General features: G+C 70.9%; 22 protein-coding genes. 17 read left to right on the top strand and 5 right to left on the bottom strand.

Annotated features, from left to right (window positions below; translation table 11 throughout):
• Window positions 1-93: 93 nt before the first annotated feature.
• Window positions 94-1272: a CAP domain-containing protein gene (locus tag ACYVMZ_RS26500; RefSeq protein WP_461083848.1), complete on the bottom strand. Its 1179-nt coding sequence runs from the start codon at window positions 1270-1272 to the stop codon at window positions 94-96.
• A gap of 161 nt (window positions 1273-1433) precedes the next feature.
• Here ACYVMZ_RS26500 and ACYVMZ_RS26495 point away from each other — a divergent pair, with 161 nt between their 5' ends.
• The 4 genes from ACYVMZ_RS26495 (at window position 1434) to ACYVMZ_RS26480 (ending at window position 7706) form a co-directional block, all read left to right on the top strand.
• Window positions 1434-1715, top strand: a complete 282-nt coding sequence (locus ACYVMZ_RS26495; RefSeq protein WP_461083846.1) for an acylphosphatase — start codon at window positions 1434-1436, stop codon at window positions 1713-1715.
• Between the two features lie 382 nt (window positions 1716-2097).
• Window positions 2098-2301 (top strand): hypothetical protein, encoded by a 204-nt coding sequence (locus ACYVMZ_RS26490; RefSeq protein ID WP_461083844.1) that lies wholly within the window; start codon window positions 2098-2100, stop codon window positions 2299-2301.
• A 207-nt stretch (window positions 2302-2508) separates the two neighbouring features.
• On the top strand, window positions 2509-6063 hold the full coding sequence (gene smc, locus ACYVMZ_RS26485) for a chromosome segregation protein SMC (RefSeq protein ID WP_461083842.1): 3555 nt from the start codon (window positions 2509-2511) through the stop codon (window positions 6061-6063).
• A 224-nt stretch (window positions 6064-6287) separates the two neighbouring features.
• Window positions 6288-7706 carry a sugar porter family MFS transporter gene (locus ACYVMZ_RS26480; RefSeq protein WP_461083840.1) on the top strand — a complete coding sequence of 473 codons (1419 nt, stop codon included), beginning with the start codon at window positions 6288-6290 and terminating at the stop codon, window positions 7704-7706.
• A gap of 115 nt (window positions 7707-7821) precedes the next feature.
• Here the strand turns inward: ACYVMZ_RS26480 and ACYVMZ_RS26475 are convergent, their stop codons facing one another.
• The gene (locus ACYVMZ_RS26475) at window positions 7822-8793 is read right to left on the bottom strand and encodes an LLM class flavin-dependent oxidoreductase (RefSeq protein ID WP_461083838.1); all 972 of its coding nucleotides are present in this window, start codon (window positions 8791-8793) and stop codon (window positions 7822-7824) included.
• Window positions 8794-8900: 107 nt separating this feature from the next.
• Here ACYVMZ_RS26475 and ftsY point away from each other — a divergent pair, with 107 nt between their 5' ends.
• Window positions 8901-10106 (top strand): signal recognition particle-docking protein FtsY, encoded by a 1206-nt coding sequence (ftsY, locus tag ACYVMZ_RS26470; RefSeq protein ID WP_461083836.1) that lies wholly within the window; start codon window positions 8901-8903, stop codon window positions 10104-10106.
• 102 nt (window positions 10107-10208) lie between these two features.
• On the opposite strand, the gene ACYVMZ_RS26465 is transcribed toward ftsY, so the two are convergent.
• Window positions 10209-10874: a bifunctional DNA primase/polymerase gene (locus tag ACYVMZ_RS26465; protein WP_461083834.1), complete on the bottom strand. Its 666-nt coding sequence runs from the start codon at window positions 10872-10874 to the stop codon at window positions 10209-10211.
• A gap of 457 nt (window positions 10875-11331) precedes the next feature.
• Here ACYVMZ_RS26465 and nsdA point away from each other — a divergent pair, with 457 nt between their 5' ends.
• The 5 genes from nsdA (at window position 11332) to ffh (ending at window position 18967) form a co-directional block, all read left to right on the top strand.
• Window positions 11332-12831 (top strand): transcriptional repressor NsdA, encoded by a 1500-nt coding sequence (nsdA, locus tag ACYVMZ_RS26460; protein WP_461083832.1) that lies wholly within the window; start codon window positions 11332-11334, stop codon window positions 12829-12831.
• A gap of 352 nt (window positions 12832-13183) precedes the next feature.
• On the top strand, window positions 13184-14524 hold the full coding sequence (locus tag ACYVMZ_RS26455) for an ammonium transporter (protein WP_461083830.1): 1341 nt from the start codon (window positions 13184-13186) through the stop codon (window positions 14522-14524).
• Complete coding sequence (locus ACYVMZ_RS26450; RefSeq protein ID WP_289940149.1) at window positions 14521-14859, top strand: P-II family nitrogen regulator; 339 nt, start codon at window positions 14521-14523, stop codon at window positions 14857-14859. Before ACYVMZ_RS26455 ends, ACYVMZ_RS26450 begins: the two co-directional genes overlap by 4 nt.
• A 26-nt stretch (window positions 14860-14885) precedes the next feature.
• Complete coding sequence (locus ACYVMZ_RS26445) at window positions 14886-17333, top strand: [protein-PII] uridylyltransferase (RefSeq protein ID WP_461083828.1); 2448 nt, start codon at window positions 14886-14888, stop codon at window positions 17331-17333.
• A gap of 83 nt (window positions 17334-17416) precedes the next feature.
• Window positions 17417-18967 carry a signal recognition particle protein gene (gene ffh / locus ACYVMZ_RS26440; protein WP_461083826.1) on the top strand — a complete coding sequence of 517 codons (1551 nt, stop codon included), beginning with the start codon at window positions 17417-17419 and terminating at the stop codon, window positions 18965-18967.
• Window positions 18968-19289: 322 nt separating this feature from the next.
• On the opposite strand, the gene ACYVMZ_RS26435 is transcribed toward ffh, so the two are convergent.
• Together ACYVMZ_RS26435 and ACYVMZ_RS26430 are read right to left on the bottom strand one after the other, a co-directional pair.
• The gene (locus ACYVMZ_RS26435) at window positions 19290-19892 is read right to left on the bottom strand and encodes a hypothetical protein (RefSeq protein WP_461083824.1); all 603 of its coding nucleotides are present in this window, start codon (window positions 19890-19892) and stop codon (window positions 19290-19292) included.
• A 191-nt stretch (window positions 19893-20083) separates the two neighbouring features.
• Complete coding sequence (locus tag ACYVMZ_RS26430; RefSeq protein ID WP_461083822.1) at window positions 20084-20938, bottom strand: methyltransferase domain-containing protein; 855 nt, start codon at window positions 20936-20938, stop codon at window positions 20084-20086.
• 196 nt (window positions 20939-21134) lie between these two features.
• Here ACYVMZ_RS26430 and proS point away from each other — a divergent pair, with 196 nt between their 5' ends.
• The 7 genes from proS (at window position 21135) to rplS (ending at window position 26361) form a co-directional block, all read left to right on the top strand.
• A complete protein-coding gene (gene proS, locus ACYVMZ_RS26425; protein ID WP_461083820.1) occupies window positions 21135-22550 on the top strand; it encodes a proline--tRNA ligase in 1416 nt (471 codons plus the stop codon).
• Between the two features lie 260 nt (window positions 22551-22810).
• The gene (locus ACYVMZ_RS26420; protein ID WP_461083818.1) at window positions 22811-23413 is read left to right on the top strand and encodes a hypothetical protein; all 603 of its coding nucleotides are present in this window, start codon (window positions 22811-22813) and stop codon (window positions 23411-23413) included.
• 287 nt (window positions 23414-23700) lie between these two features.
• Window positions 23701-24129: a 30S ribosomal protein S16 gene (gene rpsP, locus ACYVMZ_RS26415; RefSeq protein ID WP_461083816.1), complete on the top strand. Its 429-nt coding sequence runs from the start codon at window positions 23701-23703 to the stop codon at window positions 24127-24129.
• 2 nt (window positions 24130-24131) lie between these two features.
• Window positions 24132-24371: an RNA-binding protein gene (locus ACYVMZ_RS26410; protein ID WP_003973401.1), complete on the top strand. Its 240-nt coding sequence runs from the start codon at window positions 24132-24134 to the stop codon at window positions 24369-24371.
• An 82-nt stretch (window positions 24372-24453) separates the two neighbouring features.
• Window positions 24454-25044: a ribosome maturation factor RimM gene (gene rimM / locus ACYVMZ_RS26405; protein WP_461083813.1), complete on the top strand. Its 591-nt coding sequence runs from the start codon at window positions 24454-24456 to the stop codon at window positions 25042-25044.
• Window positions 25044-25877 (top strand): tRNA (guanosine(37)-N1)-methyltransferase TrmD, encoded by an 834-nt coding sequence (gene trmD, locus ACYVMZ_RS26400; RefSeq protein WP_461083811.1) that lies wholly within the window; start codon window positions 25044-25046, stop codon window positions 25875-25877. The genes rimM and trmD overlap by 1 nt, the downstream gene beginning before the upstream one ends.
• A 133-nt stretch (window positions 25878-26010) precedes the next feature.
• Window positions 26011-26361 (top strand): 50S ribosomal protein L19, encoded by a 351-nt coding sequence (gene rplS / locus ACYVMZ_RS26395; protein WP_461083809.1) that lies wholly within the window; start codon window positions 26011-26013, stop codon window positions 26359-26361.
• Window positions 26362-26421: the final 60 nt, after the last annotated feature.

The following is a 26421-nucleotide window of genomic DNA, read 5'->3' as shown; positions in this document are numbered from 1 at the left end:
CACACCGAAGAACAGCAGCACTGTCACCAGCACAGCCATGATCTGAAACAGAACACAGCTCACGTGGCGAAGCGAGACATCAAGACCGGCTCACTAGTAGCCGAAGTTCTGGACCCACCACGGGCCGCCCGACCCGAAGTGGACACCGACGCCCAGCGTCTTGAAGTCGCAGTTCAGGATGTTGGCCCGGTGCCCCGGGCTGTTCATCCAGGCCTCCATCACGGCCGCGGCGCCGGCCTGGCCCCGGGCTATGTTTTCGCCGCCGAGGTTGGTGATGCCGGCCTTGTCGGCCCGGTCCCAGGGCGTCGCGCCGCTGGGGTCGGTGTGGTCGAAGAAGCCCCGCTCCGCCATGTCCTCGCTGAAGGCCTGGGCCAGGCCGGTCAGCGCGCTGTTCGCGGCCACCGGGCTGCAGCCGACCTTGGCCCGCTCCTCGTTGACGAGCTTGAGCACCTCGGCCCCGGCGGCCCTCTCCGCCGACACCGCGACGGGGGCGCTGGGCCGCTCCGGCGCCTGCGGGATGACCTTGCGCGACGGCGTCGTACTCGGCTTCTTGCTGGGGGTCGCCGTCGGCTTCTTCTTCTCCGGCGTCTTCTCCGGCGTCTTCGTCGGCGCGGCCGAGGAGGTGGAGGGGGACGGTGAGGGAGAGGCGGAGGTGGAGCGTTCGGCGTCCCGGCCGACCGGAGTGCCGTCCCGGCTGTCGGCGCTGCCGGAGGTCCCGCCCTGCTCGGCCGGCGCGTTGGTCGGTGAGTTGACGGCCTGCGCCGTGCCGCCGCCGCTGTCGCTGCCGCCGCCGAGCTTGTAGTTGTCGAGGCCCGGCACCGCGCCCGTCGCGACGGCGACCGTGCCGAGGGCGACCGCCGCGGAAACCCCGAGCAGCCCGGTACGGACCGGCGTCGCGGCCTTCTTCTTCCGGCGTCGGTGGCCCCCCGCACGCCGGGGGCCGCCGTCGGGCGAGAAGCCGTCGCTCGCGAAGAGCGCGGTGTCGTCGGCCCGCCCGTAGCCGTCGCCCGCCGTGGAGCCGCCGTCCGTGAAGCGGTCGTCCATGAAGCGGTCGTCCGGGAAGGCGTCCGTCGCGAAGAGGTAGGCCTCGCTCTTGGCGTGGGTCTCGGCGTATGCCTCGGGGTTCAGGTAGGGCGCGATACCCATGGTGGGACGGTCGCCGGCGTACGAGCCCAGCGGGTCCTGGCGCCCGTAGGGGCTGTCGGCTTGCGTGACTTCCGTGGCGCGGCCCGTGGCGGCGCGGCCGGCGGCGGAGCGTCGGTGGCGTCCCATGTCCTGGCCTTCCTCGTCCTTGCGGTCGACTGGTCCCTCACGATCAACACGAAACTCACACGATCGAGTGAGTTTCATATGAGATTCATGGGTGGGGACGGTACCGCATGCCGCAAGGGGAGGAAGTGCCTGGAGGGACTTTGGCCGGTTAGGTTGCAGCCATGAGCGAGGATGTGCGACTGGTCGCCTGGGTGCGGGGACGCGTCCAAGGTGTGGGTTTCCGCTGGTTCACCCGGGCCAAGGCCCTGGAGATCGGCGGCCTGAGTGGTTTTGCTCTCAATTTGGACGACGGACGGGTCCAGGTGGTCGCGGAGGGCTCCCGCGAGGGCTGCGAAGGGCTCCTGGAATGGCTCCAGAGTGACGACACGCCCGGACGCGTGGACGGCGTCACCGAGATCTGGGACACACCTCGCGGCGGCTACGAAGGCTTCGCCGTCCGCTGATCCCGCACCGGCGGGCGGCCCTCGCGGCCGCCCCCACACCTGCCGCGGACGGCTGCCCGGAACGGAAACGGCCTGGTGATTGCCAAGAACCGCTTGCCGTGGCAGGCTCCACACGCAAGGATGATCGCCACGCCCTGAGGGTCCCGCGTCAGTCGCAGCGCCGCCGTTCCCGGCCGCGCGCCACCGGGTTGCCCGCCAATACGGGGCGTGATCGTGTTGACCGTCAAACTTTTTGGTGAGACGCTGAAAGCCCCGCGCACCTTAGCTGTTTGGCATGGCTGAACGGCAGCACAACTCCAGGCCTGCCAAGCACCGCGGGTGCGAAAATCCCTCACGACCCACACCGCTTCGGTCGGTCACTCAGTGTGGAGGACCATCCATCATGGCAAAGGCGCTTCTCGGTTACGTCGGCGGCTCCGACCCTCGACTCCTCGCCGAGATGCGACGGCTCCAGCAGCGCGTCCAGGACCTGGAATCCGAGCTCGTACGGATCCAGGCGGAGAACGACGCGCTGACGGCTGCCGCTTCTCACGACAGGATCATGGAGAGCGTTGACGCACACGAGGCGGAGCCTGCGCTCACCTGATCACTGCATCGCTCCACAACAGCACAGCAGTGGTTGGGCCGCCCGTCACAACCGCTAAGTGAAGTGCAAGGGACGCCTCGGCGTCCCTTCTTTCTTGCCCCCCGCGCATCCTTTCACTGTCTTTAACGTCTGGTGTGCCCTGCGCGTTCACCGGCGAAACCGCGCGTTCATGGAGTGAGACACCCCTGAGAGGTAGAGTCCAGCGGCGTGCACCTCAAGGCCCTGACCCTCCGCGGCTTCAAGTCGTTCGCCTCGGCCACCACGCTCCGGTTCGAGCCGGGCATCACGTGCGTCGTCGGTCCGAACGGCTCGGGCAAGTCCAACGTCGTGGACGCGCTCAGCTGGGTCATGGGCGAGCAGGGCGCCAAGTCGCTGCGCGGCGGCAAGATGGAGGACGTCATCTTCGCCGGCACCACCGGCCGCCCGCCGCTGGGCCGCGCCGAGGTGTCGCTGACCATCGACAACTCCGACGGGGCGCTGCCCATCGAGTACGCCGAGGTCACCATCACGCGGATCATGTTCCGCAACGGCGGCAGCGAGTACCAGATCAACGGCGACACCTGCCGCCTCCTCGACATCCAGGAACTGCTGTCCGACTCCGGCATCGGCCGCGAGATGCACGTCATCGTCGGCCAGGGCCAGCTCGACTCCGTCCTGCACGCCGACCCCATGGGCCGCCGCGCCTTCATCGAGGAGGCCGCCGGCGTCCTCAAGCACCGCAAGCGCAAGGAGAAGGCCCTCAGGAAACTGGACGCGATGCAGGCCAACCTCGCGCGCGTGCAGGACCTGACGGATGAGCTGCGCAGGCAGCTCAAGCCCCTCGGCCGCCAGGCGGCGGTCGCGAGACGGGCCGCCGTCATCCAGGCCGACCTGCGCGACGCCCGCCTGCGCCTGCTCGCCGACGACCTCGTACGGCTGCGCGAGGCCCTCCAGGCCGAGATCGCCGACGAGGCCGCCCTCAAGGCCCGCAAGGAAGCGGCCGAGCAGGAGCTGAAGAAGGCGCTCCAGCGCGAGGCCCTCCTGGAGGACGAGGTACGGCAGCTCACCCCGCGCCTCCAGCGCGCCCAGCAGACCTGGTACGAGCTCTCCCAGCTCGCCGAGCGGGTGCGCGGCACGATCTCGCTGGCCGACGCGCGCGTGAAGAGCGCCACCTCCGCGCCCCCCGAGGAGCGGCGTGGCCGCGACCCCGAGGACATGGAGCGCGAGGCCGCCCGCATCCGCGAGCAGGAGGCCGAGCTGGAAGCGGCCCTGGAGGCGGCCCGGCGCGCCCTGGAGGACACGGTCGCGCACCGCGCCGAACTGGAACGCGAGCTCGCCATGGAGGAGCGGCGCCTGAAGGACGCCGCCCGTGCCATCGCCGACCGCCGCGAGGGCCTGGCCCGGCTGAAGGGCCAGGTGGGTGCGGCCAAGTCCCGTGCCGCCGCCGCCCAGGCCGAGATCGAACGCCTGGCCGCCGCCCGCGACGAGGCCCAGGAGCGGGCCGTCGCCGCCCAGGAGGAGTACGAGGCGCTGAAGGCCGAGGTCGACGGCCTCGACGCCGGCGACCAGGACCTCGCCGAGCAGCACGAGGCGGCCAAGCGGCAGCTCGCCGAGGCCGAGGCCGCCCTCACCGCCGCCCGCGAGGCCGCCACCGCCGCCGAACGCAGGCGCGCCGCCACCCAGGCCCGCCACGAGGCCCTGGCCATGGGCCTGCGCCGCAAGGACGGCACCGGCACGCTGCTGGCGGCGCAGGATCGACTCTCCGGCCTGCTCGGCCCGGCCGCCGAGCTGCTGACCGTCACCCCCGGCTACGAGGTCCCCCTGGCCGCCGCCTTCGGCGCCGCCGCCGACGCCCTGGCCGTGACGACCCCCTCCGCCGCCGCCGACGCCATCCGCCTGCTGCGCAAGCAGGACGCGGGCCGCGCCGCCCTGCTGCTCACCGGCGCCCCCGACGACGTACCGGCCGAGGCGCGCACCGACGGGCCGCCGTACGCCGCCGACCTCGTGCGCGGACCCGCCGAGCTCATGCCCGCCGTACGGCGGCTGCTGCGCGGGATCGTCGTGGTGAGCACGCTGGAGGACGCCGAGGACCTGGTGTACGCGCGGCCCGACCTGACCGCCGTCACGGCGGAGGGCGACGTCCTCGGGGCGCACTTCGCGCACGGCGGCTCCGCCGGGGCGCCGAGTCTGCTGGAGGTCCAGGCCTCCGTGGACGAGGCCGCCGCCGAGCTCGAAGAGCTGGCCGTGCGCTGCGAGGAGCTCGCCGAGGCGCAGCACGCCGCCGCCGAGCGGCGCAAGCAGTGCGCGGCACGCGTCGAGGAACTGGGGGAGCGGCGCAGGGCCGCCGACCGGGAGAAGTCGGCCGTCGCCCAGCAGCTCGGCCGGCTCGCCGGGCAGGCGCGGGGAGCGGCCGGGGAGGCCGAGCGGTCCACGGCCGCCGCGGCCCGGGCGCAGGAGGCCCTGGACAAGGCCCTCCAAGAGGTCGAGGAACTCGCCGAACGGCTCGCCGTCGCCGAGGAGATGCCGATCGAGGAGGAGCCCGACACCTCCGTACGCGACCGGCTCGCCGCCGACGGCGCCAACGCCCGCCAGACCGAGATGGAGGCCCGCCTCCAGGTCCGTACGCACGAGGAGCGCGTCAAGGGGCTCGCCGGACGGGCCGACTCGCTCGACCGGGCCGCCCGCGCGGAACGCGAGGCACGCGCGCGTGCCGAGCAGCGCCGCGCCCGGCTGCGGCACGAGGCGGCCGTCGCGGAGGCCGTCGCCTCCGGCGCGCGGCAGCTGCTCGCGCACATCGAGGTCTCCCTCGCCCGGGCGGACGAGGAGCGCACCGCCGCCGAGGCCGCCAAGGCCCGCCGCGAGCAGGAACTCGCCCAGGCCCGGGCCGAGGGGCGCGATCTCAAGGCCGAACTCGACAAGTTGACGGATTCGGTCCACCGCGGAGAGGTACTCGGCGCCGAGAAGCGGCTGCGGATCGAGCAGCTGGAGACCAGGGCGCTGGAGGAGCTGGGTGTCGAACCGGCGGGGCTCATCGAGGAGTACGGCCCGCACCAGCTCGTGCCGCCCTCGCCCCCCGCCGAGGGCGAACAGCTGCCGGAGGACCCGGAGCATCCGCGCAACCAGCCCCGGCCGTTCGTCCGGGCCGAGCAGGAGAAGCGCCTGAAGGTCGCCGAGCGGGCCTACCAGCAGCTCGGCAAGGTCAACCCGCTGGCCCTGGAGGAGTTCGCGGCCCTGGAGGAACGCCACCAGTTCCTCAGCGAGCAGCTCGAGGACCTGAAGAAGACCCGGGCGGACCTCCTGCAGGTGGTGAAGGAGGTCGACGAACGCGTCGAGCAGGTCTTCACCGAGGCCTACCGGGACACGGCCCGCGAGTTCGAGGGCGTCTTCAGCCGGTTGTTCCCCGGTGGTGAAGGACGTCTCATCCTCACCGCCCCCGACAACATGCTCACCACGGGCGTGGACGTCGAGGCACGTCCGCCGGGCAAGAAGGTCAAGCGGCTGTCGCTGCTCTCCGGCGGGGAGCGGTCGCTGACCGCCGTGGCGCTGCTCGTGTCGATCTTCAAGGCGCGGCCCAGCCCGTTCTACGTCATGGACGAGGTCGAGGCCGCCCTCGACGACACCAACCTCCAGCGGCTCATCCGGATCATGCAGGAGCTCCAGGAGACCTCGCAGCTGATCGTGATCACCCACCAGAAGCGCACGATGGAGGTCGCCGACGCGCTGTACGGCGTCTCCATGCAGGGCGACGGTGTGTCCAAGGTCATTTCCCAGCGGCTGCGCTAGATGCGTGTCGCTTACACCGGCTTGACCAGCAGCTGGAGCGGTTACTTCAACTCTTGAACGTATCGGCCCCACCTTTGCGAGCCGTTCGTCTTAGCCCTCCCCTATTGACTTCGAAACTTGAAGGAATAACCTGTGCAACGTTCCTTTTACCTTCAGGTACCTTCAGGCGGACCTGGAAGGGCTGACCCCATCCGGCAGCGTTGCCGGTGGCCCGAGGAGTACACGTGACCAGCACAGCGCAGGCACCCAAGTCCGGAGCCAGGACGGCTCATCCCGAACATCTCGGGCACGTCATCTTCATCGCGGCGGCGGCCGCGATGGGCGGTTTCCTCTTCGGTTACGACAGTTCCGTGATCAACGGCGCCGTCGAGGCCATCCGTGACCGCTACGACATCGGGTCGGCGGCCCTCGCCCAGGTCATCGCCATCGCCCTGATCGGCTGCGCCATCGGCGCCGCGACCGCCGGACGCATAGCCGACCGCATCGGCCGCATCCGGTGCATGCAGATCGCCGCGATCCTCTTCACGATCAGCGCCGTCGGCTCCGCACTGCCCTTCTCGCTGTACGACCTCGCCTTCTGGCGCGTGGTCGGCGGCTTCGCCATCGGTATGGCCTCCGTCATCGGCCCGGCCTACATCGCCGAGGTCGCCCCGCCCGCCTACCGCGGCCGGCTCGGCTCCTTCCAGCAGGCCGCGATCGTCATCGGCATCGCGGTGTCCCAGCTGGTCAACTGGGGTCTGCTGAACGCCGCCGACGGCGACCAGCGCGGTCAGCTGATGGGCCTGGAGGCCTGGCAGGTCATGCTCGGCGTCATGGTCGTCCCGGCCGTCCTGTACGGCCTGCTCTCCTTCGCCATCCCCGAGTCGCCGCGCTTCCTGATCTCCGTCGGCAAGCACGAGCGCGCCCGCGAGATCCTCGCCGAGGTCGAGGGCAAGGACATCGACCTGGACGCCCGCGTCACCGAGATCGAGCTCGCCATGAAGAGCGAGCACAGGTCGACCTTCAAGGACCTGCTCGGCGGCAGCTTCTTCTTCAAGCCGATCGTCTGGATCGGCATCGGCCTGTCGGTCTTCCAGCAGTTCGTCGGCATCAACGTCGCGTTCTACTACTCCTCGACGCTGTGGCAGTCGGTCGGCGTCGACCCGACGGACTCGTTCTTCTACTCGTTCACCACGTCGATCATCAACATCGTCGGCACCGTCATCGCGATGATCTTCGTCGACCGCGTCGGCCGCCGCCCGCTCGCCATCATCGGTTCGGTCGGCATGGTCGTCGGTCTCGCGCTGGAGGCCTGGGCGTTCTCCTTCCACCTGGTCGACGGCAAGCTGCCCGCCACCCAGGGCTGGGTCGCCCTGATCGCCGCCCACGTCTTCGTCCTCTTCTTCGCCCTGTCCTGGGGCGTGGTCGTCTGGGTCATGCTCGGCGAGATGTTCCCGAACCGGATCCGCGCCGCCGCCCTGGGCGTCGCCGCTGCCGCACAGTGGGTCGCCAACTGGGCCATCACCGCGAGCTTCCCGTCGCTGGCCGACTGGAACCTCTCCGTGACGTACGTGATCTACACGGCCTTCGCCGCGCTCTCCATCCCGTTCGTCCTGAAGTTCGTGAAGGAGACGAAGGGCAAGGCTCTGGAGGAGATGGGCTGAGCGCCCCGCGAACTCGGGGAGAAGGGCCAAGTCCCCGCTGCCCCTCTCCCCGTAACCCCGCCGCCGCCCGGCTCGGCCACTGCCTGAGCCGGGCGGCGGTGCAGTAACCGGACGATCAGTTCCCCAGCCGGGGCAGCACCCGCTCGCAGAACAGCCGCAGACTCCGCCACCCCTCCTCCACCGGCATCCCGCCCGACAGCGGGTGCAGGACGTAGGAATCCATTCCCAGCGCCACGCACTGCTCCGGTGTGACGATCCGGTACACGCCCTCCGCGCGCAGCTCGTCCACCGCCGTGGCCGCCGACCGCACCGCCGAACGGACATTCCCGGACTGCCAGGAGGCGTACGTCCGCGCCTCGTGCAGGAAGTGCTCCCCGTACTGGGCCCAGGTCCGGTCCGGGTCCTGAGCGAGGTGCAGCAGCGGGGTCTCGGCGGCGGGCATCATGGTCCAGCCCTCGGTGCCGTACTCGACGAGGCGCTCCTTGTAGTAGGCCTCCAGCTCCGGCAGATGCGCGCTGGGGAAGAAGGGCAGCCCCAGCCGGGCGGCGCGGCGCGCGGCGGCCTGGGAGGAGCCGCCGACCAGGAGCAGGGGGTGCGGTTCGGTGTACGGGCGCGGGGTGATGCGGACCGTTCGGCCCCGGTACGCGAAGGGCTCGCCGGTCCATGCCCCAAGAAGCGTCTCCAGTAGCTCGTCCTGGAGCCTGCCGCGCCGCTGCCACTCCACGCCGAACAGCTCGTACTCCTCGGGCCGGTACCCGATCCCCGCGACGGTCACCAGTCGCCCGCCGCTCAGCAGGTCAAGGACCGCGATCTCCTCGGCCAGCCGCAGCGGGTCGTGCAGCGGGCCGATGATCGCCGAGATCGTCACCGTGACCCGGCGGGTGGCGCCGAAGACCGCGCCCGCGAAGGCCAACGGTGACGGCAGCCAGTTGTTGCCGGCCCCGTGGTGCTCCTCCGTCTGGACGGTGGTGATCCCGCGCTCGTCGGCGTAGGCGGCCATCTCCAGGGCCGTCCGGTAGCGGGCGTGGAGCGAGGCGGGGGTGGCGCCGGGTGCGACGAGGTTGAAACGTACGACCGTGACGGGCATGGGTGTGTCCCCCTTCACCGGGCGGGTGTGCTCGGGGACGTTAGCTGACGGTGTGTCAGACATCCAGAGGGGTGTCGCCGGACCCCATGGCCGATACTGGACGGGTTATGGACATCGTCATCCTTGCTGTAGTCATCGCCGTGGTCGTGCTCGGCGCGCTCGGCGGGCTCGTGGTCGGCAGCCGGCGCAGGAAGCAGCTGCCCCCGCCGCCCCCCGCCGCGCCCGACATCACCGCCCCTCCCGCCGAGCCGCACGTCGGCGAAGAGGCCGAGACGCCGCGGGAGGAACCGCGGCGCACGATCGAGGAGGTGGATCTTCCGGACGGGGGCACGGCTCCCGTCGTGGTGGAGGAGCCGCCCACCGTCGAGGCTCCCGAGATCGAGATCCCGGAGCCCACCGCAGGCCGCCTGGTCCGCCTGCGCGCCCGCCTGTCCCGCTCGCAGAACGCCCTCGGCAAGGGCCTGCTCACCCTGCTGTCGCGCGAGCACCTCGACGAGGAGACCTGGGAGGAGATCGAGGACACCCTCCTCACCGCCGACGTCGGCGTACAGCCCACCCAGGAGCTGGTCGAACGGCTGCGCGAGCGCGTGAAGGTGCTCGGCACCCGCACCCCCGAAGAGCTGCGCCGCCTGCTGCGCGAGGAGCTGGTCCAGCTCGTCGGCCCCGAGCTGGACCGCACCGTCAAGACCGAGCCGGAGGGCCGCAAGCCCGGCATCGTGATGGTCGTCGGCGTCAACGGCACCGGCAAGACCACCACCACCGGCAAGCTCGCCCGCGTTCTGGTGGCCGATGGCAACACCGTCGTCCTCGGCGCGGCCGACACCTTCCGTGCCGCCGCCGCCGACCAGCTGCAGACCTGGGGCGAGCGGGTCGGCGCCCACACCGTGCGCGGCCCGGAGGCCGGCGACCCGGCCTCCGTCGCCTTCGACGCGGTCAAGGAGGGCAAGGAGATGGGCGCGGACGTCGTGCTCATCGACACCGCCGGCCGCCTGCACACCAAGACCGGCCTCATGGACGAGCTCGGCAAGGTCAAGCGCGTCGTGGAGAAGCACGCCCCGCTGGACGAGGTGCTGCTCGTGCTCGACGCGACGACAGGCCAGAACGGCCTCGTTCAGGCCCGCGTCTTCGCCGAGGTCGTCGACATCACCGGCATCGTCCTCACCAAGCTGGACGGCACGGCCAAGGGCGGCATCGTGATCGCCGTGCAGCGCGAGCTGGGCGTTCCCGTCAAGCTGGTCGGTCTCGGCGAGGGTGCTGATGATCTGGCGCCGTTCGAGCCGGAGGCGTTCGTGGATGCGCTCATCGGAGACTGACCTCCACCGGAAAACCGTAGGTGCTTGCGAGAAGCGCCCGCCCCCGAGGTGCAGTCGGGGGACGGGCGCTTCGCTGTGTCCGTCGTACGGCCGGGACGGCGACTAGGCTCGCGACCGGTGCGCCACATACGCCAGCGTTCCCAGCACCAGCCGCGCCTGCGGAGGCCGGGACGCCGAGTCCAGCGCGGGGGAGCGCAGCCAGCGCACCGGGCCGAGGCCGCCCCGGTCGGACGGCGGCGCCGTGATGTGCGTACCGGGGCCGAGGCCGCGCAGGTCGAGGGAGGTGGGGTCGTCCCAGCCCATGCGGTAGAGCAGTTCGGGCAGGTCGGCGGCGGCGCCGGGGGCGACGAAGAAGTGGGCGCGGCCGTCCGGGGTCGCGGCGACCGGGCCGAGGGGGAGGCCCATGCGCTCCAGCCGGGCTAGGGCGAGGCGCCCGGCGGGCTCGGCCACCTCGATGACGTCGAAGGCCCGGCCGACCGGCAGCATCACCGCGGCGCCCGGGACCTCGCCCCAGGCCTCGGTCACCTCGTCCAGCGTCGCCCCGGCGGGGATCTCCGGCGCGAAGTCCAGCGGATGCGCGCCCCGTGCCCGGCAGTCGCGGCGGCCGCAGGAGCAGGCACCGGCCGCGGCCCGCGCGCCCGGCACCACGTCCCAGCCCCACAGCCCGGTGTACTCCGCCACGGTGGTGACGTCCGAGGGGCGCCCGCGGCGGCGCGAGCCGGGCCGGATGTCGCGGATACCCCGACTGATGCCGATCGTGAAGCCCATGCCCCCTCCAACGGGTCCTGCGCACTGGTGGTTACGCAGCGGACTCGGAACGTGACGCTCTGTTCTGGTCTACCTGTTCCCGGCTTCCCCGTGCCGCCCGGCTCAGGCGGCGCCTGGAAGCACTCGGGGTGGTGTGCCTGGCGACGCGCGCTCCTGACTGCACCTCTGCATCCACTCCCGGTGTCTGTGTCAAGTGAATCGCGTGAAGGCGACGGTGAGTTCATCCGATGGGGTGGCGAATGGTGGCGATTCTGGAATCACCATGGCTCGACGGGTGATCGTAGGATTACCGTGTGTGCACGAGTCCTGGGGGCACATGCACTCGTGGGTATGCCGGAGGCAAGTCGGCTTTCCGTTCGAAGGGTGACAAGCGCCGGACGGACGGTCGCACGAACCGGCATTCTGATAGGGCTTGGCGCACTCAGCGACAAGTGGTCTCAGGGATGGGGGCGTTCCAGTGAGCGGCAACGGCGGAAGCGGATCGAGCGCTGGACACGCTGCGCACGCTGACAAGCGCCCCAACGAGCTGCTCACCTCCTGGTTCGTGCGCAGCGGCTGGTCCAAGGGCGAGCTCGCCCGCCAGGTCAACCGCAGGGCACGCCAGCTGGGCGCCAACCACATCTCCACGGACACCTCGCGCGTGCGCCGCTGGCTGGACGGCGAGAACCCGCGCGAGCCGATCCCGAGGATCCTGTCCGAGCTGTTCTCCGAGCGGTTCGGTGTCGTGGTCTCCGTCGAGGACCTGGGGCTGCGCACCGCGCGCCAGTCACCGTCCGTGTCCGGCGTGGACCTGCCCTGGACGGGCCCGCAGACCGTGGCCCTGCTCAGCGAGTTCTCGCGCAGCGACCTGATGCTGGCGCGGCGCGGCTTCCTCGGGAGCTCGCTGGCCCTCTCTGCGGGCCCGGCCCTCATCGAGCCCATGCAGCGCTGGCTCGTCCCCGGCCCCCCGGCCCCCCGGCCGGGGCCCGAGCCCGCGCCCACCGCCTCGGGCCGGGTCCGCGGCCGGCTCTCCAAGCCGGAGCTGGACCTGCTGGAGACCACGACCGTGATGTTCCGGCAGTGGGACGCCCAGTGCGGCGGCGGCCTGCGCCGCAAGGCGGTCGTCGGCCAGCTGCACGAGGTGACGGACCTCCTCCAGGAGCCCCAGCCCGAGGCCACCACCCGGCGGCTGTTCAAGGTCGCCGCCGAGCTCGCCGAACTGGCCGGCTGGATGTCGTACGACATCGGGATGCAGCCCACCGCGCAGAAGTACTTCGTCCTCGCGCTGCACGCCGCCAAGGAGGCGGGCGACCGGCCGCTCGGCTCATATGTGCTGTCCAACATGAGCCGGCAGATGATCCACCTGGGCCGGCCCGACGACGCCCTGGAGTTGATCCACCTCGCGCAGTACGGCAGCCGGGACTGCGCGAGCCCGCGCACCCAGTCGATGCTGTATGCGATGGAGGCCCGCGCCTACGCCAACATGGGGCAGCCCGGCAAGTGCAAGCGGGCGGTGCGGATGGCCGAGGACACCTTCGCCGAGGCCGACGAGTGGGACGAGCCGGACCCCGACTGGATCCGCTTCTTCTCCGAGGCCGAGCTGTACGCCGAGAACTCCCACTCCTACCGCGACCTCGCCTACATCGCCGGCCGCAGCCCCACCTACGCCTCCCTGGCCGAGCCCCTGATGCAGCGGGCCGTGGAGCTGTTCGCGCAGGACGGCGAACACCAGCGGTCGTATGCGCTGAACCTGATCGGCATGGCCACCGTGCATCTGCTCCAGCGCGAACCCGAACAGAGCACGGTGTTCGCCGCCCAGGCCATGCAGGTCGCCAAGAAGGTCCGTTCCGAGCGCGTCAACACTCGTATCCGAAAGACGGTCGACACGGCCGTACGCGACTTCGGTGACCTCGCCGAGGTCGTGGACCTCACCGAGCGGCTCGCCGCCGAGCTGCCCGAGACCGCCGAGGCGGTCTGACACCCCGCGAGAACCCGTGAGCCCCGGCCGCGGCCGGCCCTCCCGAACTGCCCGACTCGGCTCCCCCATGCCAGGTCATCGGAAGGCCGACCGCGGCCGGCCCGTGCGTGCTTCTCGGAAGGCTTCTCAGCAGGCTTCCGAGAAGGTTGCGCCACGATAACGATCCGGCTGCCGAACATCTCGCAGTTCATCGACCCGTAACACGCAAGGCGCCTTCGTCACGGCGGCGAAACAACGAGGGGCTTCGACCGAAACGGCGCTGCGCCAATCTCATGGCGCATAACCGGCCCACCCCTCTTTCCGCTCAAGGCTTCGCCCGCACGGGGCCGTACCAAACGACGAGGAGACGCCGATGGCACCAGCCATCACGCTTGCCGCAGAGACGCAGCTCTCTGCCGCCAACACAGGCTTCATGCTCATCTGTTCCGCCCTGGTGATGCTCATGACCCCGGGCCTGGCCTTCTTCTACGGAGGCATGGTCCGCGTCAAGAGCACCCTGAACATGCTGATGATGAGCTTCATCAGCCTCGGGATCGTCACCATCCTGTGGGTGCTGTACGGCTTCTCCATGGCGTTCGGCACCGACTCCGGCCACCTCATCGGCTGGAACTCCGACTGGGTCGGCCTCAGCAACATCGGCCTGACGGAGCTGTGGGGCACGTACAACATCCCGATCTTCGTCTTCCTGGTCTTCCAGCTGATGTTCGCGATCATCACGCCCGCCCTGATCAGCGGTGCGCTCGCGGACCGCGTGAAGTTCACGGCGTGGGCACTGTTCGTCGCGCTGTGGGCCACGATCGTCTACTTCCCGGTCGCCCACTGGGTCTGGGGCGAGGGCGGCTGGGCCTTCGACATGGGCGTGATCGACTTCGCCGGTGGTACCGCGGTCCACATCAACGCCGGTGCCGCGGCGCTCGGCGTGATCCTGGTCATCGGCAAGCGCGTCGGCTTCAAGAAGGACCCGATGCGCCCGCACAGCCTGCCGCTGGTCATGCTCGGCGCCGGTCTGCTGTGGTTCGGCTGGTTCGGCTTCAACGCCGGCTCGTGGCTCGGCAACGACGACGGCGTCGGCGCGCTGATGTTCGTCAACACGCAGATCGCCACCGCCGCCGCCATGCTGGCCTGGCTCATCTACGAGAAGATCCGCCACGGCGCGTTCACCACGCTGGGCGCCGCCTCCGGTGCGGTCGCCGGTCTGGTCGCCATCACCCCGTCGGGTGGCGCGGTCTCCCCGATGGGCGCGATCGCCGTCGGCGTCGTCGCCGGTGTGCTGTGCGCCATGGCCGTCGGCCTGAAGTACAAGTTCGGCTACGACGACTCGCTCGACGTCGTCGGCGTCCACCTGGTCGGCGGTGTCGTCGGCTCCCTGCTGGTCGGCCTCCTCGCCAGCGGCAAGGGCCAGTCCGAGGTCCAGGGCCTCTTCTACGGCGGCGGCATGGAGCAGTTCTGGAAGCAGTGCGCCGGTGTCTTCGCGGTCCTGGCCTACTCGCTGGTGGTCTCCGCGCTCCTCGCCTTCATCCTCGACAAGACCATTGGTATGCGGGTCTCCGAGGACGACGAGGTCGCCGGCATCGACCAGACCGAGCACGCCGAGACCGCATACGACTTCAGCGGCGCGGGCGGCGGTGCCGCCAAGACCGCCGTCATCCCGGCCGCCGTGGCCGGCGCCGAGAGCAAGAAGGTGGACGCATGAAGCTCATCACCGCCGTCGTCAAGCCCCACCGGCTCGACGAGATCAAGGAGGCCCTGCAGGCCTTCGGAGTCCACGGCCTGACGGTCACCGAGGCGAGCGGTTACGGTCGTCAGCGGGGCCACACCGAGGTCTACCGCGGTGCCGAGTACACCGTGGACCTGGTTCCCAAGATCCGCATCGAGGTGCTGGTCGAGGACGACGACGCCGAACAGCTGATCGATGTCATCGTCAAGGCGGCCCGCACCGGCAAGATCGGTGACGGCAAGGTCTGGTCCCTCCCGGTCGAGACGGCCGTAAGGGTCCGGACCGGCGAGCGCGGACCGGACGCGCTCTGACCGCAGAAGAGAACAGGAGTCGCTGGGTGACGAGTACGGACGTGCGGAAAGAAGCAGAGGACTCGGGACCCAGCGGCTACGCGGCGGCCCGGCTGCGCCTCCTCGGTGAGGGGGCGCGGTCCGGGCCGCCGCGCCGTTCGGCCCTGTCCGAACTGACCGACGACTGGCTCTCCGGCCTGTTCACCGCGGGCGCCGAGGCGCTGCGCGGGGTCTCCCTGGTCGCCGTCGGCGGCTACGGCCGCGGTGAGCTGTCCCCCCGCAGCGACCTCGACCTGCTCCTGCTGCACGACGGCGGCGACAGCAAGGCGGTCGCCGCCCTCGCCGACCGGCTCTGGTACCCGGTCTGGGACCTCGGCCTCGCCCTCGACCACTCCGTCCGGACCCCGGCGGAGGCGCGCAGGACGGCCGGTGAGGACCTCAAGGTCCAGCTGGGCCTGCTGGACGCCCGGCACATCGCGGGAGACCTCGGCCTCACGGCGGCCTTGCGCACGGCGGTCCTCGCCGACTGGCGCAACCAGGCGCCCAAACGCCTCCCCGAACTCCAGGAGCTGTGCGCCGAACGCGCCGAGCGCCAGGGCGAGTTGCAGTACCTGCTCGAGCCGGACCTGAAGGAGGCGCGCGGCGGGCTGCGCGACGCCACCGCCCTGCGCGCCGTCGCCGCCTCCTGGCTGGCCGACGCCCCGCGCGAGGGCCTGGCCGACGCCCGGCGCCGCCTGCTCGACGTCCGCGACGCGCTCCACCTGGCCACCGGCCGGGCCACCGACCGGCTCGCGCTCCAGGAGCAGGACCAGGTGGCGGCCGAGCTCGGCCTGCTGGACGCCGACACGCTGCTGCGGCAGGTGTACGAGGCCGCGCGTGTCATCTCGTACGCCAGTGATGTCACCTGGCGTGAAGTGGGGCGTGTGCTGCGGTCGCGCGCCGTGCGGCCACGCCTTCGCGCCATGCTGGGCGGCGGGAAGCCGACCACCGAGCGCTCTCCGCTGGCCGAGGGGGTCGTGGAGCAGGACGGCGAGGTGGTGCTCGCCCGCGCCGCGCGCCCCGAACGCGACCCTGTGCTCCCGCTGCGCGCCGCGGCCGCCGCCGCGCAGGCCGGACTCCCGCTCTCCCTGCACGCCGTACGGCGCATGGCGGCCACCGCGCGTCCCTTGCCCACGCCCTGGCCCGCCGAGGCACGCGAGCAACTGGTCACCCTGCTCGGCTCCGGCCGCCCCACCGTCGAGGTCTGGGAGGCGCTGGAGGCCGAGGGCCTGATCACCCAGCTGCTGCCCGACTGGGAGCGGGTCCGCTGCCGCCCGCAGCGCAACGCCGTCCACGTCTGGACCGTCGACCGGCACCTCATCGAGACGGCGGTCCGCGCCTCCGAGTTCACCCGCCGCGTCAGCCGCCCCGACCTCCTGCTGGTCGCCGCGCTGCTGCACGACATCGGCAAGGGCTGGCCCGGCGACCACTCGGTCGCGGGCGAGATCATCGCCAAGGACGTGGCCGCCCGCATCGGCTTCGACCGCCACGACGTGACGGTGATCGCCACCCTCGTACGCCACCACCTGCTGCTCATCGAGACGGCCACCCGGCGCGACCTGGAGGACCCGGCCACCGTGCGCCTGGTCGCCGAGGCCGTCGGCTCGCACGGCACCCTCGAACTGCTGCACGCGCTGACCGAGGCCGACGCCCTGGCCACCGGCCCGGCCGCCTGGTCGTCCTGGCGCGGCTCCCTGGTCACCGAGCTGGTCGAGCGGGTCTCCGCGGTGCTGGCGGGGGACGACCCGGACGATCCCGAGGACGCCGCGCCGACGGCCGAGCAGGAGCGGCTCGCCATCGAGGCGGTCGCGACCGGCGGCCCGGTGCTGTCCCTGCGGGCCCAGACCGAGCAGCCCGCCGAGCAGGAGCCGTCCGGCGACCCCGAGCCGCTCGGCGTGGAGCTGCTGATCGCCGTCCCCGACCAGCCGGGCGTGTTGCCCGCCGTGGCCGGCGTGCTCGCCATGCACCGGCTGACCGTACGGACCGCCGAACTGCGCTCGCTGGACCTCCCGGACGGCGTCGACGGCTCGGTCCTGCTGCTCGACTGGCGGGTCGCCGCCGAATACGGCTCCCTGCCGCAGGCCGCCCGGCTGCGCGCGGACCTCGTCCGGGCCCTGGACGGCTCGCTGGACATCGGGGGCCGGCTGGCCGAGCGCGACGCCGCGTATCCGCGCCGCCGGGGCGTGGTCGCGCCACCGCCGCGGGTCACGGTCCACCCGGCCGCCTCCCGGTTGGCCACGGTGATCGAGGTACGGGCCCAGGACGCGCCGGGCCTGCTGTTCCGCATCGGCCGGGCGCTGGAGGACGCGAACGTACGGGTGCGCAGCGCGCACGTCTCGACGCTGGGCGCCAACGCCGTCGACGCGTTCTACGTGACCGGTCCGCAGGGCGCGCCCCTGCCGGGCGACGAGGCCGCGGCCGTCGCGCGGAAACTGGAGGAGACTCTGCCCGGGTGAGGGCGCCCCGGCGACTTGTCACGCCGGGATACCCTGGAGGGCGATTCCCTAGCCTGTCACCGACCCCGAGGACCGCGAGCGCCGTGTTCGATACTCTTTCCGATCGCCTCTCAGCGACCTTCAAGAACCTGCGCGGCAAGGGACGGCTCTCCGAGGCGGACATCGACGCCACGGCGCGCGAGATCCGCATCGCGCTTCTCGAGGCGGACGTGGCGCTGCCGGTCGTCCGGACGTTCATCAAGAACGTCAAGGAGCGCGCCCTCGGCGCCGAGGTCTCCCGCGCGCTGAACCCGGCCCAGCAGGTCCTGAAGATCGTCAACGACGAACTGGTCACCATCCTCGGCGGCGAGACCCGGCGGCTGCGCTTCGCCAAGCAGCCGCCGACCGTGATCATGCTGGCTGGTCTGCAGGGTGCCGGTAAGACCACCCTCGCGGGCAAGCTCGGCAAGTGGCTCAAGGAGCAGGGCCACTCGCCGCTGCTGGTCGCCTGCGACCTCCAGCGCCCGAACGCCGTGAACCAGCTCAGCGTGGTCGCCGAGCGCGCCGGTGTCGGCGTCTACGCGCCCGAGCCGGGCAACGGCCTCGGCGACCCGGTCAAGGTCGCCAAGGACTCCATCGACTACGCGAAGTCCAAGGTCCACGACATCGTGATCGTGGACACCGCCGGCCGCCTCGGCATCGACCAGGAGATGATGCAGCAGGCCGCCGACATCCGGGACGCGGTCGCGCCCGACGAGATCCTGTTCGTCGTCGACGCGATGATCGGTCAGGACGCCGTCAACACCGCCGAGGCCTTCCGCGACGGCGTCGGCTTCGACGGCGTGGTGCTCTCCAAGCTCGACGGTGACGCCCGCGGTGGTGCGGCGCTGTCGATCCGGCAGATCACCGGCAAGCCGATCATGTTCGCGTCGAACGGCGAGAAGCTCGAGGACTTCGACGCCTTCCACCCGGACCGGATGGCCTCCCGCATTCTCGACATGGGTGACCTGCTCACCCTGATCGAGCAGGCGGAGAAGACGTTCAGCCAGGAAGAGGCCGAGAAGATGGCCTCCAAGCTGGCGTCCAAGAAGGGCCAGGACTTCACCCTGGACGACTTCCTGGCCCAGATGGAGCAGGTCCGGAAGATGGGCTCCATCTCGAAGCTGCTCGGGATGCTGCCCGGCATGGGCCAGATCAAGGACCAGATCCAGAACCTCGACGAGCGCGATGTCGACCGCACGGCCGCCATCATCAAGTCGATGACCCCGGCCGAGCGCCAGGACCCGACGATCATCAACGGCTCGCGCCGCGCCCGTATCGCCCGCGGTTCCGGTGTCGAGGTCAGCGCCGTGAAGAACCTCGTCGAGCGGTTCTTCGAGGCCCGCAAGATGATGTCCCGCATGGCTCAGGGCGGCGGAATGCCCGGCATGCCGGGGATGCCGGGCATGGGCGGCGGTCCCGGCCGGGCGAAGAAGAAGCAGAAGCAGTCCAAGGGCAAGCAGCGCTCCGGCAACCCGATGAAGCGCAAGCAGCAGGAGCAGGAGGCCGCGGCCCGCCGCGCAGCCGCCGCGCAGGGCGGCAACGCCTTCGGGCTGCCGCAGCAGGGCGCCAAGGACTTCGAACTGCCGGACGAGTTCAAGAAGTTCATGGGCTGACGCTTCATGGGCCGACGCTTCACGGGCTGACGGTCTCGCCGGTACGTCGCCGGGGGCGCTCCTCGCCAGGAGGGGCGCCCCCGGCGCGTTCCTGCCGGCTCCGACGACCGACCTGGTCGGAGGTCACCGGGCAGGGCGGCACCGTCGCACCGTCCGTGGTGCTCGTCGCCCTGCGGGTGTACCGGATCGCCAGGATCATCCGGCCGACGCAGGACAAGAAGCGGCCGGGAGGCGTAGTGGCGGCCACGCCCCCGGCCGCAGGCGAGGGCCTGCCGCCCCGGGGACCCCCGGTCGACAGGCCCGTCCTGGGGCAGGCCCTGCCCTACGTCTGGTCGAACTTCCAGATGTACGGCTCGCCGTCCTCCGTCGACCAGTGGACCTCCACCGTCTTGGCGTTCGCCGGGATCACGAACGTCTCGCAGAAGACGTGGCTCTCGCCCTGCTTGAAGCTCTCGATGTCGTACGGGTCCTCGCAGCCCGCGGCGTCCTCGGGCGCGCCGATGAGGACGGCGCCGCGCTGCCCGTCGGCCCACACCGTGGTGCCGTCGTTCGCCTCGGGCAAGTCGGTGAGGGCCGGGCCGCCCTTGTGGGTGTACTTCACGTGCGCGACGGCCAGCACCTTGCCCTTGGCGTCCGCGGCGTCCGCCACCGCCTTCGCGGCCTCCGCCTCGGTGCCGACGTCGACCTTCTGCGCCACGACGTCCCAGGTGACCTCGCCCTGGTCCTCCTCGACCTTCCCCGTCGCGGCCTCGCCGGCCTTCAGCTCGCCGCCCGAGGCCGCCTCGGGCGACGGGGAGGCCTTCGCCTGCGGGGTGGCCGGGCTCTTCGCGTCGGCGGTGTCGTCTCCGCCGCCGCAGGCGGTCAGCGTCACAGCGAGGACGGCCACGGGCGCGGCGAGGCGCAGCGCGGTCTTGTGGTGCAGCAAAACAGCTCCTGTATGCAGATGTGTAAGTCCCCCGAGCGGTGGATCAGATTAGGCGGCAGTGATCCACTTGGCGAAACCAGAGCCGCCCCGCCCCGCTTTCTTCACACCATTCACACCCGCACCGGAAAAGCTCGCGCGCAGCACAAAGGAAGGGCGGGTGAATATGGATCAATTCCGGCCGTCTTCGGTCGTCACGGTGTCCGGGCGATGAGATACCGGAACACGTTCGGCATCCACACGGTCCCGTCCCGCCGTTGGTACGGATGCAGCGCCTCGGCCAGCTCCTTGTCGACCTGCACCTGGTCCGTCGCCGTCATCGCCGCGTCGAACAGCCCCGTCGACTTCAGGCCACGTACGGCGCTGTCCACGTCGGCATACCCAAAGGGGCACGCCACCCGCCCGGACCCGTCCGGCCGCAGGCCCGCCCGATGGGCGACCTCCTCCAGGTCGTCCCGCAGGGCGAGGCGCCAACTGCCCGCGCTGCGCAGCGGCTCCGCCAGCTTGGTGGCCACCCGCAGCACGGACGCCGTGGCACAACGTTCCGGCGGACCCCAGCCGGCCAGCACCACGGGCGCGCCGCGCTCGGCGAGCGGGGTCGCCTCCGCCAGCAGTTCGCCCAGCCCCTCCGCGTCGCCCGCGAGGCACCCGATCGGCTCGAAGGCGGTCACCAGGGTGTACGCGGGCACGTCCGAGCCGCCCGCGTCCTGCGGCGAGCCGTCCACCAGCCGGGTGTCCGCACGCGCGCGCGTGCCCCACGCCTCGGGCAGCAGCCGCTCCCGGGCGAGCGCCAGCCGTTCGCCGGAGGCGTCGACACCGGTGACCGCGGCGCCCCGGGAGGCGGCCATCAACAAGGCGAGCCCGGAACCGCAGCCGAGGCCGAGCAGCCGCGTGGCAGGGCCCACTTCCAGTCGCTCGTAGACGGCCTCGTAGAGCGGTACGAGCATCCGCTCCTGGATCTCGGACCAGTCACGCGCGCGTGCACGCAGGTCCACGCGGGGTGTGGTGCCCGCGTGAGGCAGGTGCTGCCGCACGAGCGTAGGTGTCATAAGTAAGCGCCCCAATCCGACGAGAGTTGCCGCTGTGCCCGATTCCATGGCCCCCGTGCAGTGCGCTCGCACTCCCGTATGCCAGGAAACTCCGCACTCGACCGGTCGTCCAGTGGAAAGTGGCCCCTGCTTGAGAGTTGCATGTGCCGCTGGCGAGATTTCACATTCCGGCAACCTGGGCCCGTACCATCGCGCCATGGCAAAGGCACCCGTTCTCACCCCGCAGGCGGACGATTTTCCGCGCTGGTACCAGGATCTGATCAACAAGGCCGAGCTGGCCGACAACGGTCCGGTGCGCGGCACCATGGTCATCCGACCGTACGGGTACGGGCTGTGGGAGCGGATGCAGCAGGAGATGGACGCCCGGATCAAGGAGGCGGGCGCCCAGAACGCGTACTTCCCGCTCTTCATCCCGCAGGCCTACCTGACGAGGGAGGCCGAGCACGTCGAGGGTTTCGCGCCCGAGCTCGCGGTCGTCACGCACGGTGGCGGCAAGGAGCTGGAGGAGCCCGTCGTCGTCCGGCCCACCTCCGAGACGATCATCAACGACTATTTCTCGAAGTGGGTGCAGAGCTACCGCGACCTGCCCCTGCTGATCAACCAGTGGGCGAACGTGGTGCGGTGGGAAATGCGCCCGCGGGTGTTCCTCCGCACCACCGAATTCCTCTGGCAGGAGGGCCACACCGCGCACGCCACCTACGAGGACGCCCGGGACTATGCCGCGTACATCCACAAGGAGGTGTACGCCGACTTCATGGTCAACGTCCTCGGTATCGATGTCGTCCTGGGCCGCAAGACGGCGAGCGAGCGGTTCGCCGGCGCCGTCAACACCCTCACCCTCGAGGCAATGATGGGCGACGGCAAGGCACTCCAGATGGGCACCAGCCACGAACTCGGCCAGAACTTCGCCAAGGCCTTCCAGACCCAGTACCTGTCCAGGGACGGCCGTCAGGAGTACGTCTGGCAGACCTCCTGGGGCTCCTCCACACGCATGGTGGGTGGCCTGATCATGTCGCACGGCGATGACAGCGGGTTGCGGGTACCGCCGCGCCTGGCGCCGGTCCAGGCCGTCGTCCTCGCCATCAAGGGCGACGATGCGGTTCTGGCCAAGGTCCGCGAGCTCGGCGACCAGCTGAAGGCGGCCGGCGTCCGCGTCCACGTCGATGACCGCACCGACACCCCCTTCGGCCGTCGCGCCGTCGACTGGGAGCTCAAGGGCGTGCCCGTACGCATCGAGGTCGGCCCCCGTGACCTGGAGAACGGCACCGCGATGCTGGCCCGCCGCATTCCGGGCGGCAAGGAGCCGGTCGCCCTGGACGCGCTGGCCGGGCTGCTCCCGACGGTCCTGGAGGAGGACCAGGCGCTGCTGCTGAAGCAGTCCCGCGAGCGCCGCGAGTCCCGTACGTCCGACGTGTCGACGATCGAGGAGGCCGTCGAGGCCGCCACCGCCGGCGGCTGGGCGCGCATCCCGTGGGCGGTGCTCGGCGAAGAAGGCGAGGCCGAGCTGGGCGAACACGCGGTGACCGTACGGTGTCTGGTCGCCGAGGACGGGTCGGTGCCGGACACCGACGACGCGCCCGGTAACGTCGCTGTCGTCGCCCGCGCCTACTGACGTACGCGAGGGGCGCGGGAGAGCGGCCGAAACGCCTCTTGCGCAACCGCGGACTCCAGGTGCTCCGGCGCGCGTACACCGTCTACGCGCCGGGGCGTACGGCGGACTACGCACCAGCTTGGTACGAGCTGTGCGGCTTCTCCGCAGATCAGCGCACCCGCCCTCGTCGGGACGCATCAGTGCCAACTGACGGGTACGTGCAAATTATTTGGGATGCCCCGGAATAGGAACACAGGGGCACCCCGGCTCGTTGTCATTACGTGAGCACGACACCACCTGTTCTCGCCGCAGAGCTGGCGCAGGCGTGGGCCGATATTCAGCGGTACCACCCCGAGCTGCCCGATCTTGCCGCGCCCGAGTCCCTGATCGGAGAGTCGTCGTCCGCCTGCGGGCACGAGCTCTCCTTCGAGCGACTGCTTCACGAGGCAGTCCACGGCATCGCCGCCGCGCGCGGAGTACGCGACACCTCCCGCGCGGGCCGGTACCACAACCGCAGATTCCTCGCGATCGCCGAGGAGCTGGGCCTGGACCACCCCGAGGAACCGCATCCCAGCAGCGGCTTCTCACTGGTCACGCTCACCCCCGAGGCGAAGCGCCGCTACCGCCCGACGATCGAGCGCCTGCAGCGCGCCCTGAAGGCGCACACGGCGGCCACATCGGCCGACACCGCCCGGACCTTCCGCGGCCCGGCCGCCCGCCACGGCTCCTCCGGCGGCGGCGTCCGCGTGAAGGCCGTCTGCGACTGCGGCCGCAACGTCCGGGTCGTCCCGTCGGTCCTGGCCCAGGCCCCGATCGTCTGCGGCGGCTGTGGCAAGCCGTTCCGGATTCCGGAACCGGAGGTCGTGGGCGTGGGGGCGCGCTGAGAATCCGGCTGCTCGTGGCAGCCGGATTCCGGTGCGGCCCCGCGGCGCCTGGCCGCGCACCCGACGTACGGTCACCTCCACGCCGGGTGTCCCTCAGGCCTGCCCGGCTGCACGCCCCCCGGTCCGGAGCGACCCGCAGGGTATGGCACAATGGCTAGCTGTACTCGACAGCCGCACAGGACCCCTCTCTCCTCCGGCTGACGCGTCCATCGGGCACTCGGGTACCGCAACCCCACGCGGCCGTCTCGCCGTGCCCAACCACGTCAAATCCAGGAGATCCCACTCCCGTGGCAGTCAAGATCAAGCTGAAGCGTCTGGGCAAGATCCGTTCGCCTCACTACCGCATCGTCGTCGCCGACTCCCGTACCCGCCGTGACGGCCGGGCCATCGAGGAGATCGGCAAGTACCACCCGACGTACAACCCGTCGGTCATCGAGGTCGACAGCGAGCGTGTGGCGTACTGGCTCTCCGTCGGCGCTCAGCCGACCGAGCCCGTGCTCGCCATCCTCAAGAAGACCGGCGACTGGCAGAAGTTCAAGGGCGAGCCCGCCCCGGCTCCGCTGCTGACGCCGGCCGAGAAGCCCGCGCGTCCGTCGTTCGAGGCGATCAGCGGCGAGGACGAGGGCAAGGGTGAGGCGATCACCCAGAAGAAGAAGGCTGAGAAGAAGGACGAGGCTGCCGCCGAGTCCTCTTCGTCTGAGTCGACCGAGGCCTGAGCATGCTCGAGGAGGCTCTCGAGCACCTCGTGAAGGGCATCGTCGACAACCCTGACGATGTGCAGGTCGCCTCGCGCAACCTGCGCCGTGGACGTGTGCTCGAGGTCCGGGTCCACCCCGACGATCTCGGCAAGGTGATCGGCCGCAACGGCCGCACCGCACGCGCTCTGCGCACCGTCGTGGGCGCCATCGGCGGCCGCGGCGTCCGTGTCGACCTCGTCGACGTGGACCACGTCCGCTGACGCATCGCAGCACCGGCTCGGGCCGGGGAGGGCCACAGGGCCGTCCCCGGCCCGTAGTCGTGACGACAGGAGATCTTCGAAAGTGCAGCTCGTAGTCGCACGGATCGGCCGCGCCCATGGCATCAAGGGCGAGGTCACCGTGGAGGTCCGCACCGACGAGCCGGAAATGAGGCTCGCCCCGGGCGCCGTACTGCTCACGGATCCCGCCGCCGTGGGTCCGCTCACGATCGAGACGGGCCGGGTGCACAGTGGCCGTCTCCTGCTGCGCTTCGCGGGCGTCACCGACCGCACCGCCGCCGAGGCCCTGCGCAACACCCTCCTGATCGCCGAGGTGGACCCGGACGAACTCCCCGAGGAAGAGGACGAGTACTACGACCACCAGCTGATCGACCTCGACGTCGTGACCAAGGACGGCATGGAGGTCGGCCGCATCACGGAGATCTCGCACCTGCCCTCCCAGGACCTCTTCATCGTCGAGCGGCCCGACGGCAGCGAGGTGATGATCCCCTTCGTCGAGGAGATCGTCACCGACGTCGACCTGGCGGAGCAGCGCGCGGTCATCGACCCGCCGCCCGGCCTGATCGACGACCGAGCCGAGATCGCCTCCGCCCGGGACTCCTCCGGAGAACGGGACTCTGCCGGAGAACGGGACTCTGCCGGAGAAGAGGCGTAATGCGGCTCGACGTCGTCACGATCTTCCCCGAGTACCTGGAACCGCTGAACGTCTCCCTCGTCGGCAAGGCACGCGTGCGTGGACAGCTGAACGTCCAAGTGCACGACCTGCGTTCCTGGACCTACGACCGCCACAACACCGTCGACGACACCCCGTACGGCGGCGGCCCCGGCATGGTGATGAAAACCGAGCCCTGGGGAGACGCGCTCGACTCCGTCCTGGCGGACGGCTACGAGACCGGCTCCTACGAGCCCGCCCTCATCGTGCCCACGCCGAGTGGACGCCCCTTCACCCAGGAACTCGCCGTCCACCTCTCCGAGCGGCCGTGGCTGATCTTCACGCCCGCCCGCTACGAGGGCATCGACCGCCGCGTCATCGACGAGTACGCGACCCGGATGCCCGTGTACGAGGTCTCCATCGGTGACTACGTCCTCGCCGGCGGTGAGGCGGCCGTCCTCGTCATCACGGAGGCCGTGGCGCGGCTGCTGCCCGGCGTCCTCGGCAACGCCGAGTCCCACCGGGACGACTCCTTCGCCCCCGGCGCCATGGCCAACCTCCTGGAGGGGCCCGTATACACCAAGCCGCCCGAGTGGCGCGGCCGCGGGATCCCGGACGTCCTGCTCAGCGGCCACCACGGGAAGATCGCCCGCTGGCGGCGCGACGAGGCCCTGCGGCGTACGACGGCCCACCGGCCCGACCTCATCGAACGCTGCGACCCCAAGGCCTTCGACAAGAAGGACCGCGAGATGCTGTCCATCCTGGGCTGGGAGCCAGACCCGGAGGGGGAGCCGCACGGCCGATTTTGGCGCAGGGTCGAGGGCGTGGAACAATAGACCGCTGTTGTGCGCCGTCCGGCGTGCGCCCCTGCCGCAGGGGGACACGACGCCCGCCCCGACCCGCACAGCTGCGATCCGAACCTCTAGTTGCCGTTGATGACCTGCGGCATCAGCGAAGAAAGCAGACGAAATGTCTCACCTGCTCGACTCCGTCGACGCCGCGTCGCTGCGCAGCGACGTCCCGGACTTCCGTCCCGGCGACACCGTCAACGTCCACGTCCGCGTCATCGAGGGCAACCGCTCCCGTGTGCAGCAGTTCAAGGGCGTAGTCATCCGCCGCCAGGGTTCCGGCGTGCGCGAGACCTTCACGGTCCGCAAGGTCTCCTTCTCCGTCGGCGTCGAGCGCACCTTCCCGGTGCACACCCCGATCGTGGAGAAGATCGAGCTCGTCACCAAGGGTGACGTCCGCCGCGCCAAGCTGTACTACCTGCGCGACCTGCGCGGCAAGGCGGCGAAGATCAAGGAGAAGCGCGAGAGCTGAGCGCTTTCCGGGGATCACGCTCCCCGGGTCCCCAGCGGGGCCGGATAGCATCTGGCCCCG

The sequence above is a fragment of the Streptomyces deserti genome (assembly GCF_054782695.1).
The sequence above is the reverse complement of the archived record's forward strand: the minus strand, read 5'-3'. Positions and strand labels throughout refer to the sequence as shown.